General features: G+C 32.6%; 23 protein-coding genes and 1 pseudogene. 20 read left to right on the top strand and 4 right to left on the bottom strand.

The genetic code is table 11. From position 1 onward, the window contains the following. Window positions 1-6: 6 nt before the first annotated feature. The 4 genes from murA to B2217_RS04545 all read right to left on the bottom strand — a co-directional run bounded on the left by murA (window position 7) and on the right by B2217_RS04545 (window position 3,198). Entirely contained in the window at window positions 7-1,317 is a 1,311-nt protein-coding gene (gene murA, locus B2217_RS04560) for a UDP-N-acetylglucosamine 1-carboxyvinyltransferase (protein WP_180906395.1), read from the bottom strand. 24 nt (window positions 1,318-1,341) lie between these two features. Beyond that, complete coding sequence (locus B2217_RS04555) at window positions 1,342-2,079, bottom strand: DUF4290 domain-containing protein (protein WP_180906396.1); 738 nt, start codon at window positions 2,077-2,079, stop codon at window positions 1,342-1,344. 268 nt (window positions 2,080-2,347) lie between these two features. Then, window positions 2,348-2,554, bottom strand: coding sequence for a helix-turn-helix domain-containing protein (locus tag B2217_RS04550; protein WP_180906397.1), 207 nt, complete (start codon window positions 2,552-2,554; stop codon window positions 2,348-2,350). A 2-nt stretch (window positions 2,555-2,556) separates the two neighbouring features. After that, window positions 2,557-3,198, bottom strand: coding sequence for a DUF2975 domain-containing protein (locus tag B2217_RS04545; RefSeq protein WP_180906398.1), 642 nt, complete (start codon window positions 3,196-3,198; stop codon window positions 2,557-2,559). A 187-nt stretch (window positions 3,199-3,385) separates the two neighbouring features. Here B2217_RS04545 and B2217_RS04540 point away from each other — a divergent pair, with 187 nt between their 5' ends. The 20 genes and pseudogenes from B2217_RS04540 (at window position 3,386) to B2217_RS04445 (ending at window position 20,276) form a co-directional block, all read left to right on the top strand. Continuing rightward, window positions 3,386-3,712 carry a hypothetical protein gene (locus B2217_RS04540; protein WP_180906399.1) on the top strand — a complete coding sequence of 109 codons (327 nt, stop codon included), beginning with the start codon at window positions 3,386-3,388 and terminating at the stop codon, window positions 3,710-3,712. 87 nt (window positions 3,713-3,799) lie between these two features. Then, entirely contained in the window at window positions 3,800-4,147 is a 348-nt protein-coding gene (locus B2217_RS04535) for a hydrogenase maturation nickel metallochaperone HypA (RefSeq protein ID WP_038336663.1), read from the top strand. Window positions 4,148-4,171: 24 nt separating this feature from the next. Continuing rightward, window positions 4,172-4,891, top strand: a complete 720-nt coding sequence (hypB, locus tag B2217_RS04530) for a hydrogenase nickel incorporation protein HypB (RefSeq protein WP_052217937.1) — start codon at window positions 4,172-4,174, stop codon at window positions 4,889-4,891. A 12-nt stretch (window positions 4,892-4,903) separates the two neighbouring features. Continuing rightward, window positions 4,904-5,365 carry an urease accessory protein UreE gene (locus B2217_RS04525; protein ID WP_180906400.1) on the top strand — a complete coding sequence of 154 codons (462 nt, stop codon included), beginning with the start codon at window positions 4,904-4,906 and terminating at the stop codon, window positions 5,363-5,365. A gap of 3 nt (window positions 5,366-5,368) precedes the next feature. After that, on the top strand, window positions 5,369-6,391 hold the full coding sequence (locus tag B2217_RS04520; RefSeq protein WP_291122132.1) for an ABC transporter substrate-binding protein: 1,023 nt from the start codon (window positions 5,369-5,371) through the stop codon (window positions 6,389-6,391). After that, window positions 6,381-7,394 carry a FecCD family ABC transporter permease gene (locus B2217_RS04515; protein ID WP_180906402.1) on the top strand — a complete coding sequence of 338 codons (1,014 nt, stop codon included), beginning with the start codon at window positions 6,381-6,383 and terminating at the stop codon, window positions 7,392-7,394. Before B2217_RS04520 ends, B2217_RS04515 begins: the two co-directional genes overlap by 11 nt. After that, window positions 7,394-8,161, top strand: a complete 768-nt coding sequence (locus tag B2217_RS04510) for an ABC transporter ATP-binding protein (protein WP_180906403.1) — start codon at window positions 7,394-7,396, stop codon at window positions 8,159-8,161. Before B2217_RS04515 ends, B2217_RS04510 begins: the two co-directional genes overlap by 1 nt. 7 nt (window positions 8,162-8,168) lie before the next feature. Next, complete coding sequence (locus tag B2217_RS04505; protein ID WP_221414075.1) at window positions 8,169-8,723, top strand: GNAT family N-acetyltransferase; 555 nt, start codon at window positions 8,169-8,171, stop codon at window positions 8,721-8,723. Beyond that, window positions 8,701-11,130, top strand: a complete 2,430-nt coding sequence (locus tag B2217_RS04500) for a TonB-dependent receptor (protein WP_291093121.1) — start codon at window positions 8,701-8,703, stop codon at window positions 11,128-11,130. The genes B2217_RS04505 and B2217_RS04500 overlap by 23 nt, the downstream gene beginning before the upstream one ends. A 26-nt stretch (window positions 11,131-11,156) precedes the next feature. Beyond that, window positions 11,157-11,939, top strand: a complete 783-nt coding sequence (locus tag B2217_RS04495) for a DUF2490 domain-containing protein (RefSeq protein WP_280045777.1) — start codon at window positions 11,157-11,159, stop codon at window positions 11,937-11,939. A gap of 712 nt (window positions 11,940-12,651) precedes the next feature. Further along, window positions 12,652-12,954, top strand: a complete 303-nt coding sequence (gene ureA / locus B2217_RS04490) for an urease subunit gamma (protein ID WP_038336653.1) — start codon at window positions 12,652-12,654, stop codon at window positions 12,952-12,954. Window positions 12,955-12,972: 18 nt separating this feature from the next. Further along, on the top strand, window positions 12,973-13,341 hold the full coding sequence (ureB, locus tag B2217_RS04485) for an urease subunit beta (RefSeq protein ID WP_280045778.1): 369 nt from the start codon (window positions 12,973-12,975) through the stop codon (window positions 13,339-13,341). A gap of 1 nt (window position 13,342) precedes the next feature. Further along, window positions 13,343-15,050, top strand: a pseudogene (ureC, locus tag B2217_RS04480) (urease subunit alpha). A gap of 81 nt (window positions 15,051-15,131) precedes the next feature. Beyond that, the gene (locus B2217_RS04475; protein WP_280045779.1) at window positions 15,132-15,764 is read left to right on the top strand and encodes a hypothetical protein; all 633 of its coding nucleotides are present in this window, start codon (window positions 15,132-15,134) and stop codon (window positions 15,762-15,764) included. A 5-nt stretch (window positions 15,765-15,769) separates the two neighbouring features. Next, window positions 15,770-16,270, top strand: coding sequence for an urease accessory protein UreE (locus tag B2217_RS04470; protein ID WP_280045780.1), 501 nt, complete (start codon window positions 15,770-15,772; stop codon window positions 16,268-16,270). Window positions 16,271-16,281: 11 nt separating this feature from the next. Next, window positions 16,282-16,971 (top strand): urease accessory protein UreF, encoded by a 690-nt coding sequence (locus B2217_RS04465; protein ID WP_115000043.1) that lies wholly within the window; start codon window positions 16,282-16,284, stop codon window positions 16,969-16,971. A 21-nt stretch (window positions 16,972-16,992) separates the two neighbouring features. Continuing rightward, window positions 16,993-17,631, top strand: a complete 639-nt coding sequence (gene ureG, locus B2217_RS04460; RefSeq protein ID WP_115000045.1) for an urease accessory protein UreG — start codon at window positions 16,993-16,995, stop codon at window positions 17,629-17,631. 1 nt (window position 17,632) lies between these two features. Continuing rightward, window positions 17,633-18,415 carry an urease accessory protein UreD gene (locus B2217_RS04455; protein ID WP_280045781.1) on the top strand — a complete coding sequence of 261 codons (783 nt, stop codon included), beginning with the start codon at window positions 17,633-17,635 and terminating at the stop codon, window positions 18,413-18,415. Between the two features lie 16 nt (window positions 18,416-18,431). Beyond that, window positions 18,432-19,319 (top strand): urea transporter, encoded by an 888-nt coding sequence (locus tag B2217_RS04450; RefSeq protein ID WP_280045782.1) that lies wholly within the window; start codon window positions 18,432-18,434, stop codon window positions 19,317-19,319. 57 nt (window positions 19,320-19,376) lie between these two features. Beyond that, complete coding sequence (locus B2217_RS04445; protein WP_280045783.1) at window positions 19,377-20,276, top strand: helix-turn-helix domain-containing protein; 900 nt, start codon at window positions 19,377-19,379, stop codon at window positions 20,274-20,276. Window positions 20,277-20,323: the final 47 nt, after the last annotated feature.

The following is a 20,323-nucleotide window of genomic DNA, read 5'->3' as shown; positions in this document are numbered from 1 at the left end:
TATTTTTTAAGCTCTAATTATATCAGCTCCAATAGCACGTAAACGTACATCGATATCTTCATAACCACGGTCAATTTGATCGATATTATGAATAACAGTTTTTCCTTTTGCAGAAAGGGCAGCTATCAATAAAGACATACCAGCACGAATATCTGGAGAAGTTAATTCGGCTCCTTTTAAAGGAGTTTCGTGATTAAGACCAATAACAGTTGCGCGATGTGGATCACATAAAATAATTTGCGCTCCCATATCAATTAATTTATCCACGAAGAATAAACGAGACTCGAACATTTTTTGGTGGATCAAAACGCTTCCTTTTGCTTGAGTGGCAATTACCAAGATAATTGATAATAAATCTGGTGTAAATCCTGGCCAAGGCGCATCAGAAATTGTTAAGATAGAACCGTCAATAAAACGCTCGATTTCGTAATGTTCTTGAGCTGGAATATAAATATCGTCATCGCGTCGTTCTAATTTGATTCCTAATTTTCTGAAAACATCTGGAATAACACCTAAATTTTCCCACGAAACATTTTTGATTGTTAATTCAGATTTTGTCATTGCTGCTAAACCAATCCAAGATCCAATTTCGATCATATCTGGTAAACATGTATGTTCAGTTCCACCTAATTTATCAACTCCTTCAATCGTTAAAAGATTCGAAGAAATTCCAGAAATTTTAGCACCCATTCTGTTCAACATTTTACATAATTGTTGAATGTAAGGCTCACATGCAGCGTTGTAAATAGTTGTTGTTCCTTTCGCTAAAACTGCAGCCATAATAATATTTGCAGTTCCTGTTACAGAAGCTTCTTCTAATAACATATAAGAACCTTGCAATCCGTTTTCGTCTACTTCTACACCATAGAAATCTTCGTCAGGATTGAAACGATATTTAGCTCCTAAAGCAAAGAAACCTTCGAAGTGCGTATCTAAACGACGACGTCCAATTTTATCTCCTCCTGGTTTTGGCATAAAAGCTTCTCCGAAACGAGCTAAAAGTGGTCCCATTAACATGATTGATCCACGTAATGCAGCACCATCTTTGCGAAATTGTTTTCCTTTTAAATAATCTAATCGTAATTCGTCAGCTTGAAAAGTGAAATCTCCTTTTCCATTTTTTTGTGTTTTTACGCCTAAATCACCCAAAATTTCAATCAAACGATTGACATCTCGAATGTCTGGAATATTTTTAACACGAACTTGTTCATTGGTTAATAAAACCGCACATAAAATTTGTAGTACTTCATTTTTAGCACCTTGCGGAGTAATTTCTCCTTTCAAAGGTTTCCCTCCCTTTATTTGAAATGTAGCCATTTAGTTGTATTAAATAGTTTTGATTTAACCTTTATTGTTTCGAACGTTTTGGTTTCGATTGTTGTTATTTTGATTATTTCTGTTATTGTTGTTTTGACGATTATTCGAATTTTGGTTATTATTTCGATTGTTGTTATTTTGATGATTACGATTATTGTTTTGGTAATTTCTATTGTTTTGATTGTTGTTTGAATGATTATTATTCGAATTCAAACGATCAGGTGAAACCAAGTGGTCATCAACTTTTCTCAAATCAATTTTACCATCAGATAATTCGTACAAATGATTAAAAATAACTTGATCATCAACTGTATCTTTATTCCAAAGTAAATAACATTTTTTCATGTGATTAGCAATCGCAAAGTACAAACCTTCGCGTTTTTCACCTTCTTCCCACGTTACAGCAACATCAATCATTTTACGAATATTGTTTCCGTAATATCTGTATTTATAGATGCTTTTTGGATATTCTACTTTATTTGGTTTACTATTTACCGTATCTTTTTTTGTCGGAATTGGATAAGGAGATTTTACATCCAAATCAAATTCAGCCATGATAAAAAGTTGATCCCAAAGTTTGTGTTGAAAATCTGGTACATCACGCAAGTGAGGATTTAATTCTCCCATTACTTCAATTATAATTTCGGCAAATCCGTTGCGTTCTGTTTCGTCTTTTATTGTTTTACAATGATTTACCATTTCTTGAATATGACGACCATATTCTGGAATAATCAATTGCGAACGAAGTGTATTATATTCCATTAAATTTTCTAATGTATTGGTTACAAATTTACAAAATTCTATCCGATTATTTGGGTAGAAAAGGTATATTGATTGCTAATTTTTTATTAAATTTTATTCCTTAAAAACGGTTATAGTCGGAAGAAGATAAACCGTAAAATAAGATTTTGTCTATTTTAATTCAAAATAGTTGAAAATCTTTATCACTAAGGAAAATTAAGTTAAAACCTTTTGGTTGTCAACAAATATAGTATTTTCTTTTAATAATTTAGAATTTTTGGGTTTTGTTTTAATCTTCCGTATAGTCAATAATATCACCTGGTTTACAATCTAAAGCTTTGCAAATTGCATTCAAAGTTTCGAAGCGAATGGCTTTAGCTTTTCCATTTTTTAGAATAGATAAGTTAGATAATGTAATACCAACTTTTTCACTCAAATCATTCAAAGACATTTTACGTTTTGCCATCATGACATCTAAATTGATAATAATTGCCATATTTATATCGTTAAATCGTTTTCTTGTTTCATTTGAATACTTTGTTTTAAGGCTATAGCGAATACAAGTGTAAATAAACCTGCAGATAGAGATGAAATATTAATCATATTATTCTCAGAAATAATGAAATTACTGTTTACAAGATATTTTTCTAATTGATTATTTTTAATAAAATTTAATAAAGAATCTATTAAAGTGAAACTAATAACAGCAAACCCATTGTACAATAAAGTATTGTATGTGCTTTTTTCAAATAATTCACCGTTAATAAATCTTTTAATTAATCGAATTGTAGAAAATAAATAAAAAACTATTACAACGCCTAAAAGTAAATATAAAACCCAAATATAAAATGGGTAAATGTCTAGACTTCTATCAGTATATACTTCTAAACTAATTTCGTTTGTTAAAATGTCTCCATCTATTCTTGGAATAGAAATAGTGTTATTGACACTATTTTTTGGAATGACATTAAAATATTCATAATTTCTTTTTGAATTTCCATCATTCAAACCTCTTTTGAAATCATTTAATCCATTATTAAAAAAGAAATCAATAAAAGGTAGAGTGATTAGTAATACTCCAATTAATTTTAAATAAAATTTAGATTTAGTTTCCATATTTAGTAATAATTTATTTTTCAAATTAAATAGAAATATTTTGAATTACAAAATAAATTTATTGTAAAGCAATAAAAATATATTAATAAACGATTTAATTGTCGTTTTTTTAAGCTAAATAATTTTTATTGATTTGTAACGTTTTTGAACATTTATCCTCTATTTTGAATAATCCTTTAGGTAGAATGTTGTAGTACCTTTACAATCGTAAATGAAAACGATTTTTCACATATTTTCTGTCTTTTTTTTGATTGTTCTGTTTAGCTTTTCTAACAAAACAAATCAATCTTCTGCGCATCAAAAAGTAGAAAAAGAGACAATAAAATGTGATAATACAAATAGCACTATTGAGGGATTTACATTTACTGTAGAAGATTTAAAAATCAATGATTTTTCTTTTGACGAATTTATCAACGCAGATGTTAAATTTAATTTTAATCAACAGATTTGTGTTCGTATTTTTTCTGATTTATTTTCTACTTCAACGAATAAAATTTGCCTGTTGAGGCATTATATCTACGGTTTACCATTTATCTGATAAACATAAAACTTTCTTATACATAGCTATTTTCTAAGCATTTATTTTGTTTAGAAGGAGGGGATCTATTCACAAAAATTAAAAATTATGCACGAATTAAGTATTGTCAAAGACATATTTGATACGTTGAACGAGCACTATGATTCGAAGATAGAAGATATAGAAAAAGTTCAAATTACAGCTGGGCTTTTATCAAATGTTCAACCTGTTTTAATCCAAAATGCATTTGATGCATTTATAGCTGATAACCAAAATTATAATGAAATCGAGTTAGAGGTTTTAGTCAATGAAATTGTGGCGTATTGCGAACATTGTCACAAGAATTTCGAAGTCAAATATCACAAATTTGTTTGCGAAGATTGCTCAACACCGTCCAGCACAATTGTCAAAGGAAATGAGCTTTTTATCTCGCAAGTCATCTTTAAAAATAAATAATCATTAATTAAACATATTTCAATTATGTCAACAAATACACAAAATCCAAAAAGTCTTGGGAATAGAGTAGGATCTGTTCAATGCGACAACACAACTTTACATTTATTAAAAGCCAACGATTATGTTGCAAATGCGATTCGCGAACGTCTGAAAGATGTTTGTATCATCAATGTTTGTTCGTCTCCAGGATCAGGAAAAACAACATTGTTACAAGAAATTGGAAAACGTTTGGGAAAAGAATTGAATATTTCTGTTTTAGTTGGTGATCCAGAAACGGAGCGTGATGCAGTTCGTATGCGCGAAGTTGGGATTAATGCTTTACAAATTGTAACAGGTGGAATGTGTCATATCGAAGCGCAAATGATTTTACAAGCTTTGGATCACATTAATTTGGACGGAACAGATTTATTATTCATCGAAAATGTAGGAAATCTTCTTTGTCCATCAGCTTTTGATTTAGGTGAAGATTATCGTGTAACACTTATTGCTACAACAGAAGGTGATGATAAACCAAAAAAATATCCACGTATGTTCTTAACAAGTGAGTTGATGTTGGTTTCTAAATCAGATTTATTACCATATGTACCTTTTTCTATCGAAGCGGTTACTAAAGATGCAAGAGAGGTTAATCCAAACTTAGAAGTACAAACAATCAGTACGTTGAATGGAGAAGGAATTGACGAATGGTGTCAATGGTTGAAAGAGAAAGTTCAGTTGAAAAAAGAAGCTGCTCAACAAAAATAATAGATCGAAACAATGGAAAATCAGTTGGTAATTATAGATAAAATTCAGTCAAAAACTGAACAAGTAGAAAATGTTTTGGATCAATTAACGATTGAATGGTTTGAGATTCGAAAACAAAAAATTACGCGAAAAACAACTGCTGGTTTGACATTAGAACTTCGATTACAAACTAAAAATGAGTGGCAGAACGGCGATCGATTATTTCATGAAAACAATTTAATAGCTTCAGTTTACATAAAACCTTGTTTGTGTATTCAGTTTTCTGCAAAATCGAAGTCCGATGCCGCTGATTTTTGTTACTTCGTTGGCAATCGTCACCTTCCTATTTATTGGAAAAACGACGATAATCAACTTTTGCTTCCTTATGATGGTCGTATGTACGAGCAACTTTTGACTCGTTATCAAGATAAAATACAACTTGTCGAAGCACAATTAATCAGTGAATTTTTATTAAAAAATTTGGTAAAAAATTAAACCATGAATTGTAAAATATTTCATCGCATAACCCTTGTTTTATCATTCTTTATTTTCTTTCAAAGTTGTCATTCTTCTTCAAAAAAGAGCGAACAACAAGGCGAAATAAAAGCAGAAGATAGTCGTGGAAAAATAGTTTCGTTACCGCAAGAAGCAAAACGAGTGATTGTACTTTTTGAACCTTCTTTGGACGAAATTTATATGTTACACGCCGAAGATAAAGTGGTTGGAATTCCCCAACAAGTTTTTCAGAATGAAGATAAATATGAGTTCTATGCGAAACTAGATGAGCGAATCAAAAACAAAACAATTGCGACGCCAACTTTTGGAGGTGGATCAAGTAATATTGAAACAATTGTTGGTTTGCAGCCTGATTTAGCAATTGTTTATGAACAGAATATCGAAACAATTCAGCAATTAGAAGAGTTAAATATTCCAGTTTTTACCGTTTCAAGTTTAAGTCAAGATAAGATTTACAAAGAATTGCTTGGAATGGGAACTTTATTAGGGAAAAAACAACGAGCAGAGGAAGTGGTTTCATATGTAAAAACAGAGGCTGAAAAGTTGAAAACTCCTGTAAACGAAAAGCCTAAAAAAGTCTATTACGCATGGTCGAAAGGACGTATTTTTTCGACATCAGGAAAAGGAACTTTGTTAGATTTAGCGATCAAATTATCAGGTGCAGAAAATGCTTGTCCGTTGGAAATGGAATCGCCAAATGTTGGTGCAGAATCGATTTATAAATGGAATCCAGATTTGATTGTACTTTGGAATTCGAGCCTTGATGAGGTGTATCAACTAAAAGAATTGGATGCTTTGCCAGCGGTAAAATCGAAACAAGTTTTCGCGATGAATCCTGCATTTTATTACGATCCGCATACGGTTAAGTTTTTATTATTTGCCAAACAACTTCGCAATTGGTGCTATCTTTCGGCTTATTCGACTGAACAATTAAACAAAGAGGTGCAAAACGATATCATGCAATTGTACCAAAAACCAGATTTATACAAGAAAAATGCAATCTAAATTGAAATTTTACGGTCTACTTTTGATTTTGCCAATAACGGTTGTTATCCTTTCTATGACAATGGGCGCAACGAATTTTGTAGGTATTTCGGAGTTGATTCGTTACAGTTCATCTGCAATCAGTAAGTTAATTTCGGGAACAACTAATTTACCTCAATCAAGTATAGAAACTATTTTGTGGCAAGTTCGTTTACCTCGTATTGTATTAACGTTTATTGTTGGCGCAGCTTTGGCATCTTCTGGTAATGTTTTACAAGCAATTTTCAGAAACCCAATTGTAGATCCATTTACATTAGGTATATCATCTGGTTCTGCTGTTGGAGCAGCTTTAGCAATGGTTGTTCCTGTGTTGTCAATTAATATTTCAGCATTTGTATTTGGTGTTTGTGCTGTATTATTAACGTATTTAATTTCTAAAACTAATGTCAAAAGCTCGTTAATCAATATGGTTTTATCAGGGATGATAATTTCTGGAGTTTTTACAGCCGTTTTGACGCTTTTACAATACATCAGCGATCCATACAAATTGCAAATGATTGTGCAATGGACGATGGGAAATTTACATACAGCTTCTTGGGAAAAAGTAGAAATAGCTTTTTATCCGATTTTAATTGGTTTAACCATTATCATTTTATTCCGTTGGAAACTTAATTTATTGTCTTTGGGTGATGAAGAAGCGCTTGCAGTTGGCGTAAAACCAGGACTTTTGAAAGTTATTTTGATAGGTGTTGCAACCTTAATTACAGCCGCTTGTGTTGCCGCAGTTGGTGTGATAAGTTTATTTGGATTAATCGTTCCACATATTAGTCGAATGTTTTTTGGACCAAATAACGAAAAAACGGTTTGGGCAAATATTAGTATTGGAGGAACTCTTCTTTTGGTAATCGACGATTTTTCGAGAACGGTAATGCCTTTTGAGATTCCGGTTGGTGTTTTTACAATGTTGATTGGTGCACCAATTTTTATTTATCTGATGAGAAAAAACGCAGCAAATTGGGGCTAATGAAAGCAATAGTTAACATACGAAATTTATCGTTTACCTACGGAAAAGATAAAATTCTGAATGAGGTAAATGTCAATTTTTCTGAAGCAAAACTATCTGTTGTGATGGGAAAAAACGGAAGTGGAAAATCGACTTTGTTTAATATCATTGCAGGTTTGGAGAAGAAATACGACGGAAATGTTTTCATTGGAAATGAAGAACGCAAAAAGATAAAAGTTGGATCATCTTCGCTTCGTTTAGGCTTTATGACGCAGTTTCATCAAACTACTTTTCCGTTCAAAGTTTTTGATGTGGTGATGACTGGTCGCGCTTCTTTTTCGAGGTTTTCTCCTAAAAATGACGATTATCAAATTGTCGAAGAAATGTTGACGAAGTTTAATCTGTGGCATTTAAAAGACAAAGCTTATACTTCGCTTTCTGGTGGAGAAAGACAATTGGTATTGTTGTGTCGTGTTTTGGTTCAAAATCCAGATGTTTTGATGTTAGATGAACCAACGAATCACTTGGATTTGCATTACCAAGTTTTGGTTTTAGAAACCTTACAAGAACTTGTCAAACAAGGAAAAACCGTCCTTTGTGTGATGCATGATCCTAATTTGGCATTCATGTATGGTGATCAATTTTATATGATGAAAAATCATCAATTGGTTGATTTAGAAAATTATAATCAAGAAGAGATTAAAAATATTCTGCAAGAAACGTATCAATTGCCTTTGTTGAATTTAACTCATCAAGGAAAACAATTGTTTGTGCCACAATTAAAATAAAAATTGAATGAAAAATATAAAAATTACACCTGTTGAAACTCATCAGGTTGAAGAAATATTGCCTTATGTGATCGAGTTTAGACGCGATTTATTTCCAACATTAGACCCAACAATTGTTCCAAAAGACTTGTTGAACTTTATGTCCAATTACATCGAAAGCCAAACTGGAATTTTTCTTCAGGCGCGTGATGAAAACAATAAAATTATTGGCGTTATTGGTATGATGCCTTTCGATTATCGTTTTCCTCATCTTTCTGTTGGTAAAGAAAAAACGGTAGAGGTTGCTCGTTTGTTTGTGGAGCCGGCTTATCGTCGATTTGGTTTGGGAACGCAATTGTTTCAGGAATTGGAAAAACAAGCGCATCAAAAAAATATTCATCGTTTGTATTTGCACACGCATCCAAGTTTGCCGGGAGCGTATGAATTTTGGTTGAAACAAGGTTTTGATTTGATGATGTTTTGCGAAGAATCAAATTTTCCGACTTATCACATGCAAAAAGAGATTGGTACAAACGAATTAAAAAATAATATTTCTCAAAATGAAAACATCTTTCATGTATAAAATTATTACGTTCAGTTTTTTCATTTTTCTTGGAATAACAGCTACTGCACAAGAAGCAAAAATGATCTTTGGTAAAGTTCTTAATCAAGAAGATCAACCAATTTCGAATGCAATTATTTCGATCGAAAATGACACGTACAACGTAGAAACTGCTGAAAATGGAGAGTTTAAATTCGAAAAAGAAGTTCAACTTCCGTTGACAATTTCGATTATGGCTGATGGTTTGAATTCGACAAATTTTGTGATTACAAAACAAAATTGGAACGAGCAAACAGGTCTTAAAATCTATTTATCAAAGGAATCAACGCAATTAGGAGAAGTTTTAATTAGTTCGGATAAAAAGAATTCATATTATCAACATACGATCACTTTTGATGGAAAATTGAATGGAAGTCTGAAAGATTTACCACAGACAATTAGTATTGCGAATCGCCAATTGATGGACGATAAACAAGCGTTCAAAGTTTCGGATATGGTGCATGATTTATCGGGTGTTAATCAAGCTTCATCTTATGACGATTATACGTTGAGAGGTTTTAGCAGCGGATATGGAAATAGTTTGCGTTTGGTGAATGGTTTGCGTTCTGGTTTTGGTTATGGAACAAGTTATTTCAATTCGCCTTTGACTATTAATTTGGAAAGAATTGAGGTTTTGAAAGGTTCGGGAGGAACGTTATTTGGTGATATTGCGCCAGGTGGAACAATTAATTTAGTGACTAAAAAACCATTAGAAGATTTTAAAGGAGCGGTTAGTTTTTCTTCAGGAAGTTTTGAAACTTTGCGTACAACCTTGGATATTGGTGGACCATTGAGTAATAATTTATTTTATCGATTGAATGCAGGTTACCAAACAAGTAAAACATTCAGAAAAAATAATAATCAAAAAATAGTTTCGGTTGCGCCATCTTTTACGTTCAAACCAAGAAAAGGAACACAAATCGATGTGGATTTAACTTACGATAATTTTGATGGCTATTTGGATCGTGGAATGGGCGTGAAACAAACAGATTTATATGCAATCAATCGTTCTTTTACATTGTCTCAACCATCGGATTTTTTCAAAACAGAAACATTTTCGTTTCGTACAAAATTAACTCAAAAGATTTTAGACAATTTATCATTAACGCTTAATTATTCGAAATCAATTTATAAAGAAAAATTAAACGAACACAGAACGTTGAATAGCTTTGCAGATGCACCTTACAACACAATTGTTAATATGCGTTTCTTGTCTCGTGAAGCAACTGATTATACAGACAATGCTGTTGCTTTTTTGAATTATAAATTGCAAAAAGGGCAAGTAAAACAAAATATAATTTTTGGTGTTGATTATGCACAATATAAGCCAGATGCGGACAATCAGCAAAAAGAGGCGAGAAGCAAAGAGGTGAATGGAGAAATTGTTCCGTTGACATTTGATTTGAATCATCCAATTTACGAATCGAAAGATTTATCTTCTTACAAATGGTTAAAACAAGCGTCTTTTCCATTTTTGAGTTCTTATAAAACAACGGGTGTTTATGTACAAGATCAAGTGAAATTTAATCGATTAGAAATGTTATTTGGTTTGCGTTATGAGCATTATACATCGGAAAGTGCAGATCCAAAAACGCCTTATTCGGCAACTCAAGATACATGGTTACCTCGTGTGGGATTGACATATAAAGTAACGCCAACAATAAATTATTTTGCTAATTATTCGCAAGGTTATGTGCCAATTGCTGCCGATTATGTAGCGAATTACAAAAATTATGGTGCTGATAAACCATTCAAATCAGAGAGAAGTTTCCAAGTAGAAACAGGATTGAAAACAGAATTTTTCAAGAAAAAATTGCAAATAGATTTAGCGCTTTATCAAATTCAACGCAATGATATGATGATGCCAACAGGACAATTGAGCGATGCTGGTTTTCCTGTTTATCGTCAATCGGGTAAAGTTTCTTCGAAAGGTTTGGAGCTTGATTTACGAGGACAATTGCATCGTAATTTACAAATGAGTTTCAATTATACGTACACAGACACAGAGGTTAAAGCTTCTTCTGTAGCTTCGGAAGTTGGAATGCCTTTGCCAAATGCACCAAAAAATATGGCGAATGTCTGGTTTAAATATTCGGTTTTGCATGATACTTTCAAAGGTTTAGGATTTGGTCTTGGTGCTTCTTATGTTAGCAATCGACGTATGGAAAATTCTGTTGGAAAAGATGTACAAGGGAATGCTGAGTGGGGATTTTTGCCAGATTACACAGTGGTAAATGCTGCAATTTATTATGATTTGAACCCATTAAAAATTTCAGTACAATTCAATAATATTTTCGATAAATATTATTTCCAAGGAGGAATTGATTACACACGAGTTTTCCCTGGATCTCCAAGTAATATGATGGCTACGTTAAGCTATTCATTCTAAAATAAATAAACAAACAAAACATAAAAATGATTTCAATTACACGCAAAATAAGCATTGTTGCTGCCTTTTTATTTACGATTACAACAAGTTTTGGACAATTAAGTCCTCCAGGTTTAGGGAAAGCTAAAACCGCTTCTTGGGCTGCTTTTGGTGTGCAACATAAGTTAGATTCTACAGGGAATAAATATGCAGTTGCATATGTTGGAATGGGACGAAAAAGTTCACAAGATAATTATAATCCAGTTGATAAACCTGCGATTTTAGTCTTGAATTATGAGATTTACAATAAATTCAAACCAAATCAACAATATAGTTATGCGATAAGTTATCGTCGTCAAAATGAATTTGATTCTGAAGCTCCTTTTCATAAAGAAGGAATAGAGCAGGAGTTTAGAGTTTATGGGCGTTATGCGTATACTGCGAATTTAGGAAAGTTTAAATGGAAGAATACAATTAGACAAGAATTCAGAAAGTTTTTTGATGCTGATTTTAATGAAGTTGACGAAAACTTTCAGTTAAGAACGCGTGTAAAAACGCAATTAACATATCCGATTTCAGATAAGAATAAGCAATCTTTAGCGCTTAGTGCTGAAGGTTTATTTGCGACGAGTTATATGAACGATGTGGAAAAACATTGGACAAAATATGCGTACAAAGAAACGCGTTTGGGACTTTATTATATGTTCCAAATTCCAAATTCTCCGTTGACGATGGATATTGGTTATGTTAACAACTTGATTAGGAATTATTCAGAAGCGAAATCGGGTGTGCATTATGTTGCAGTAGATTTGGTTTGGAAGCTTCCGTAGGAATTAAATAAGTGATTTTGGATGACAATGATTTATTTTAATAAATAATTAAATCATTTAAAATGAATAGATTAATCATTTTGAAGTAAGATTAAGGATTATTCATCAAAGGTTTTAGAATAGTCAAAAAGAATGAAATTGTCACGTTTTTGAATATTTATCTGATTTTTTAAGTAAGAAACAAACAAAGTAAAACGTCTAATTTTACATCAGTAATGAAAAAGGTTTTCTCTATAGTATTTTTAATGTTATTTATTACGGTTGTAATAAGTATCTCGAAGTTTTCTCAAACGAGAAGTCTTGTCGAGGCGCATAGAGAACACACAGAACAAATAGATTGTGGAAAAAAATTATCTACTCAATTTGATAATTTCAATCTATTATCAGTTGATGAAAATAAATCAGAATCAGAAATTTTTACATTCGATTGTGATTTGTTTGTTCGTTTTTTGACCATTTATTTTCATCAAACCTTTTATCAAAAAATATCGGAAACAGTTGAAGTCAAGACTTTAAAAAGTTTACCGAAATACATCTTATTTCATTCGCTACAAATTGATTACAAATAATTAATTTTTATTGATCTACAATAGATTTCGTTGTTTTTAGCTAAACAATGAAGGGTTCTTATTGTCAAAATTCAACATATTCATACACAAATTGTTTACATCAATGTGTAGGATAAATATCTAATTTTTTAAAAAATAAAAAAATGCATTTAACACCACGCGAATTAGAAAAGCTAATGTTACATACTGCTGGAGAGCTTGCGTTGAAACGTAAAGCAAGAGGAGTAAAATTAAATTATCCAGAATCTATTGCGCTTATCAGCCACTTTATTTTGGAAGGTGCAAGAGATGGGAAACGAGTTGCAGAATTGATGCAAGAAGGTGCAAACATCTTAACAACTGACGATGTGATGCCAGGAGTTGCAGAAATGATACACGATGTACAAGTGGAGGCGACTTTTCCTGACGGAACAAAGTTGGTAACGGTTCATAATCCTATTCGTTAATTCTAAAAATAAAAGAAAATGATACCAGGAGAAATTTTTGTAAAAGAAGGAAGAATCGTTTGTAACGAAGGTAGAGATACGGTAAAAATTAATGTGATTAATACAGGAGATCGACCAATACAAGTTGGTTCTCATTTCCACTTTTTTGAAGTAAATAAAGCGATGCTTTTTGATCGTGAAGCTGCTTTCGGAAAACGATTAAATATTATTTCAAGTACAGCTATTCGTTTTGAGCCAGGAGAAGAAAAAGAAGTTGAATTAGTAGAAATCGCTGGTGACAAAAAAATGTACGGATTCAGCAATTTGGTTCAAGGTTCTATAGAATCAGACGAGCAAAAACAACAAGCATTAGAGAATATGAAATCTCACAATTTTAAAAGTCTTTAAAATGAGTTTAGAAGTAGACAGAAAACAATACGCCAATATTTTAGGACCTACAACGGGAGATAAAGTACGTTTAGGAGATACAAATCTTATCATCGAAATTGAAGATGATTTTGGACATTATGGTGATGAATCAATTTTTGGAGGAGGAAAAACTGTACGTGATGGTATGGGGCAAAACTCTACAAAATTGCGTGCAGAAGGTGTTTTAGACCTTTGTATTACGCGTGCAATTATTATTGATCACTGGGGAATTGTAAAAGCAGATATTGGAATCAAAGATGGTAAAATCGTTGGTATTGGTAAAGCTGGTAACCCAGATACAATGGACGGAATTACTGAAGGAATGATTATCGGAGCTTCGACTGAAGTACACAATGGAGCTGGAATGATTGTGACTGCTGGTGGTATCGATACTCACATTCACTACATTTCTCCGCAACAAATCAATACTTCTTTATTCAGTGNNTGGTGGAGGTACAGGACCTAATGACGGTTCTAATGCAACAACGGTTACGCCAGGGAAATTCAATATTCAAAAAATGATGGAAGCAACTGAGTCTTTCCCAATGAATTTTGGATTCTTCGGAAAAGGAAACTGTGCAACTGTTGAGCCAATTGAAGAGCAAATAGAAGCTGGAGCTTTAGGGGTAAAAATTCACGAAGACTGGGGTGCAACACCATCTACAATTGATGCAGCATTGAAAGTTGCAGATAAATATGATGTACAAGTTGCGATCCACACTGATACATTAAACGAAGGTGGTTTCTTAGAAGATACAATGGAAGCGATCAATGGTCGTGTTATTCACACATTCCATACAGAAGGAGCTGGTGGAGGTCACGCGCCAGATATTATCAAGTCTGCGATGTATCCAAATGTATTACCAGCGTCTACAAATCCAACTCGTCCTTATTCAGTTAACACAATTGATGAGCACTTGGATATGTTAATGGTTTGTCACCATTTGAGTAAAAATATCCCTGAAGATGTAGCATTCGCAGATTCTCGTATTCGTCCAGAAACAATTGCTGCCGAAGATATTTTACATGATATGGGTGTTTTCAGTATCATGAGTTCAGATTCTCAAGCAATGGGACGTCCTGGAGAGGTAATTTCAAGAACTTGGCAAACGGCAAGTAAAATGAAAGATCAACGTGGAGAAATCGCAGAAGATAAAGGTCATGACAATGATAACTTCCGTGCAAAACGTTACATCGCAAAATATACAATCAATCCTGCAATAGCACACGGAATTTCAGATTATATTGGTTCTGTTGAGGTTGGTAAAATTGCCGATTTAGTCATCTGGAAACCAGCAATGTTTGGTGTTAAACCAGAAATGATCTTGAAAGGAGGATTTATCGCAGGTAGTAAAATGGGTGATCCAAACGGATCTATTCCAACTCCACAACCAGTTATTTACAGAAATATGTTTGGTTCTTTCGGTAAAGCAGTTCAGAAAACGAATATCACATTTGTTTCTCAGGCTTCTATCGATAACGGAACAATTGACAGCTATAATTTGAACAGAGTTTTCTTACCTGTTAAAAACTGTAGAAATATTGGTAAAAAAGATTTGATTCACAACGATAAAACACCAAATATCGAAGTGAATGCAGAAAATTATAAAGTATATGTTGACGGAGAATATATTACATGCGAACCATCGGAAGTAGTTCCTTTAGCTCAATTGTATTATTTATTCTAATCATTAAAAATAGGCTCAGACAATGTGCTGAGCCTTTTCAAATTTTTTAATGAAATAATAAAATTAGGTTTTTAAGTATAAATGATAAATTTTAATCAAATAGTTTTTTCAATTGCAGTAATTGGAATGTCATTGATTTCAGGGAAAATGAACGGGCAAATCTTAGGAGGAATGAGATTGAAAGACAATGATGAAGGTCCAAAAGGGCAATTTTCACTATATGGTTCATTGGATTATTCTAAAGTTACGTCGCCATCTGGTAGTAGCAGCAACGTCTCAAGTGCTCCGATTGGAATAGGATATTTCTTCAATAATAATGATGCGATTGGGGTTAACTACGCATATACCGAAGATAATGCCAATCATCACGTTGTAAGCAAACAAAATGAAACAGGGATTTGGTATAGTCCGTCTTTGGCGCTTGGTAAATATTTTACGCTAATTGCGCATTTTGATGTGCATTATGTTTGGGGACAACAATTGTCTGAAACAACATCATCTATGGAAAATTTTAATGGTTTTCGATTGAGAGGTTATCCTATGATTGGAATTGTTTTAGGCGGCGGCTGGGGATTGAAATTTAGATTTGCAGATTTTTCGCTGTTAGAAACAAAATCAAAAGAAGGTTGGACAAAAACATCTGTTGCTGGAGTTAATGGCTCTGCATTTGGAATGGGCGTATCTAAAAATATCGATTTTAGAAGAAAAAATTAAGCAAGATGATTATTAATGAGAGAATAGGAACTGTTGCAGAACAATCAATTTCACAGTCAATTGATTATTTGGATTTAGATTGGTACGAAACAACCAAAAGAATTCAACGCAAAAGAACAAGAGGTGGAAAAGATGTCGCGATCAAATTTTTGAAAGATAAACAACGTTTGCACGATGGTGATATTCTTTTTATGGATGACGAAACGGCAATTGTTGTGAATGTTTTAGAAACCAAAACTATTGTACTTTCTCCTCAATCTATTCTCGAAATGAGCGCACTTTGCCACGAAATAGGAAACAAACATTTACCACTTTACAATGAAAATGATTTGTTGCTTATGCCTTTCGAATTGACCATTTTTCGCTGGTTAGAATCATCTGGCTACAATCCAAAAGTTCAAGATTTAAAACTCCTACATCTATTGAATGCCAATGTAGATCATCATCGCGAAACCAAAGTAGGAGGTTCAATGTCTACAAAAAATCTGAAAATAAAATTATCGTAAAAAGATAAAGAATGAAACAAGAATTTTTAGCAAGTTTATTACATATTTCTGATCCTACTTTACCGATTGGTGCTTATACACATTCGAATGGATTAGAAACTTATATTCAGAATGGAATAGTCAATAACAAACAAACGGCGCAAGAGTTTGTAGAAAATATGATGAAATATAATCTGAAATATAATGATGGTGCTTTTGTAAAATTAGCTTACGAAGCAACTCAACATTCAGATTTGAAAGAAATTTTGAAATTAGATGAAGAATGTTCTGCTCTAAAAGCGCCAAAAGAAATCAGACAAGCAAGTCAAAAATTAGGTTTGCGTTTAATCAAAATTTTCAAGCGTCGCGTAGAATCAGAATTTGTTGAAGAATACGAGCGCAACATCAAACAAAACATCGCTTATTCTAATTATGCGATTGTTTTCGGAATTTATACCAGTTTATTGCAAATTCCACTTTACGAAGCATTGTTTGCTTTTTACTACACTTCGGCTTCTGGAATTGTAACAAACGCAGTAAAATTAGTGCCTTTGGGACAATTGGATGGACAAGATTTAATGTTCGATTTGTACGAAACAATTTCTCAAACAGCCAAAGAAACAATAGAATTAGATAGAGAATATGTAGGCTTATGCAACACATCGTTTGATATCAGATGTATGCAACACGAACGCTTATATTCTCGCTTATACATGTCATAAATTTTATAAACAATATTCAAAATGGAAAATAGAAAATATATCAAAGTTGGAGTTTGTGGACCTGTAGGTTCTGGAAAAACAGCTTTATTAGAAAAATTAAGTCGAAAAATGTTTAGTGATTATAATTTAGGAGTGATCACAAACGATATTTTTTGTTCAGAAGATGCCAAATTTATGGCAAAAAATAGTCTTTTACCAGAAGATAGAATTATTGGTGTAGAGACTGGAGGTTGCCCTCATACAGCGATTCGTGAAGATGCAAGTATGAATTTGGAAGCAGTTGATGAATTAGCAGATCGTTTTCCTGATATCGAATTGATTTTAATCGAAAGTGGAGGAGATAATTTAGCAGCAACGTATAGCCCAGATTTAGCTGATGTGACGATTTTTATTATTGATGTGGCAGAAGGAGAAAAAATTCCAAGAAAAGGAGGACCTGGTATCCAACGTTCAGACTTATTAATCATCAACAAAATAGATTTAGCGCCACACGTAGGAGCAAGTTTAGAAGTGATGGAAAGCGATACAAAACGCATGAGAAATGGAGCACCTTTTGTTTTCACAAACCTAAAAACAGAAGAAGGTTTGGATGGTGTTATTGGTTGGATTAAAAAATATGCACTTTTAGAAGAAATCGAAGAACCAAATCTTTTGAGATAAGATGGAATGTAGATTAGATATTGTTGCAGGATACAAGGAAGGTAAATCGTTCGTCAAAAATTTGTACGTCGGTAAACCCTTCCGTGTTGTATCTGTTGGACAACGAAAATTAGATAATAAATTATATCAAATGACGATGACTTCTTCGCCTGGAATTTTGAATGGCGACGAATATATTCTGAATATTGATGTAGAAGACAATGCAGCACTTCAGTTGCAATCACAATCGTACCAACGATTGTTTAATATGGATGACGAGGCAACTCAAAAGTTAACGATTAATATACACAACAATGCGTCATTTGCATATGTGCCGCATCCAGTTGTTCCGCATGAAAACTCTAATTTCAAAAGTAGCGCTGCTATTACAATTGGAGAGAATAGTCAAATTATTATTAGTGAGATTATTACTTGTGGACGCAAACATTCGGGAGAAGTTTTTAAGTTAAAACGTTTTCAGAATTTGACAGAAATCTATCATCAAAACAAATTAGTAGTCAAAGATAATGTCTTAATTCAGCCCGATTTAATTCCGATTAGTAGTATTGGTATTTTAGAAAATTATACGCATCAAGGAAGTTTTATTTTCTTTAGTACAAAACCAGATACGGATAAAGTTGCGTTGGTAGAAACATTATTAGAAACTGCAAAAAAACATACAAATGTAGAAATTGGGATTTCTGTTTTGGACGGAAATGGTTTCGTCATAAGAGCTTTAAGTCAAGGAGGAGAAGCAATGTATAATTATTTCTTGGCTGCCCAAGATTTACTTTGGGAATTATAGAAACAAATAAAAAATCATGGACAAAATTTTAACGAAAGTTCCATTTATAGATCAAGTTCTAAAAGGTTTAGGACAAATCATGTTGCAAGAAAACAGTAGTACAGGTTTATTGTTTTTGATTGGTATTTTCTTAGGAAGTATAGAAGGAGGAATTGGCGCAATTGTTTCGACAGCAGTTGGGACAATTACAGCAATCTTATTGAAATACGACAAAGAAGAAATCAACGCAGGTTTATATGGATTTAGTGCAGCGTTAGTTGGTGTTGCATTAACAATTATGTTCGACTCTACTTTTCTTATCTGGATTTTGTTGGTGGTTGCTTCAGCATTAGCAGCGATTATTCAACATTTTTTTATCAAACGAAATATTCCAGTCTTTACTTTACCATTCATTCTATTAACTTGGATTTTAGTTTTTGGAATTCATCATTTCACAACAATAGGTCCTGCAAATGTAAGCGATGTTCAATCTGTATTAGAAGCAGATGATTTGTTTACATCAACAAATGGTTTCGGAGAAGTAATCTTTCAAGGTGGTCCAATGTCTGGTATCATCTTTTTTATTGCCGTTTTTATTGGTTCACCCGCTGCGGCTTTGTACGGTTTAGCAGCTTCAATTTTTAGTGCAGAAATTTCAAATTTATTTGGAGAACCAGTAGAACAAATTCACATGGGATTATTTGGGTTTAATGCTGTTTTAACGGCAATTGTATTTGCTGGAACCAAACGAATAGATGGTTTTTGGGTTTTATTAGGTGTTTTTATAACCGTTTTGATTGATGTTCTATTTGTTAAGACCAATATTTTCGCATCATTTGGAGGAGTTCTTACATTTCCTTTTGTTGTAGGAACTTGGTGCACATTATTTATAAAAAAATATACTGATCGATTTTTTGGAATATAATGTAATTTGGCATAAAATTCGAACAATAAAAACAGTTTCATTTTAAAAAGCATTGCCATGGAAATGATATCAAACTCACAATACAAAGAACTATTTCTAGCTCATCTAAGTAACCAAGTTTTAGGAAATAATGAGGATATACAATTATATCGATTAGAGTATTATCTAAAAGATATTTTAATGCCCGTAATTCCATATAGAACAACATTCAATTTTATCATGTTTGTGACCAAAGGAAGCATGAAACAATATTTAGAGAACAAAGAATATGAAGTAAACGAAAATGAAATAATTTTTATAAAACAAGGAACAATTACTGCAACAGTAGAAATGTCTGATGATATAGAAGGTTTCTTTTTGGCGTACGAAAATCATATTTTATCTGAATTAGAATTGCCAAAATATAAATCGAGTATTTTCTTGATGTCGCCTTATTTATCACTCGATGCGGTTACTTTTCAAACCATTCATCAATTATTGGTTTTAATGGAACAAGAAATTTTCTTGAATAGCCTTGAAATTAACGAGATTATTATCGCGATGTTACATGTTGTTTTATTAAAGTTGCTCAATATCGATTATAAAAAGATTCCGAGTACAACTACGCGTCCAATGGAGCTTTCTCTGCAGTTTAAAGATTTGCTTTTTAAACATCATATCGAAGAAAAGAAAGTAACTTTTTATGCAGATAAATTATTTGTAACAGAAAATTATCTCAACAAATGTGTGAAAGATATTACGCAAAAAAAGCCAAAACAATGGATTAACGAAACGGATATTAATTACAGCAAAGCATTATTACATTCAAGTAAAAGAATTTCTGAAATTGCTTTTGAGCTTAATTTTCAGACTGCTTCGCATTTTACACAATTGTTCAAAAAAGTAGCAGGTATTACACCAAAAGAATACCGAGAACAAATCTGGAATTCTCAATCTACTAAGAATCCCGTTTTTTAAGAAGAGTTAAACGATTATTATAAAAAATCAAGTATTCATATAAAAAA

Source organism: Empedobacter sp. UBA7620 (assembly GCF_002484185.1).
GTDB classification, from domain to species: Bacteria; Bacteroidota; Bacteroidia; order Flavobacteriales; family Weeksellaceae; genus Empedobacter; species Empedobacter falsenii_C.
The sequence above is the reverse complement of the archived record's forward strand: the minus strand, read 5'-3'. Positions and strand labels throughout refer to the sequence as shown.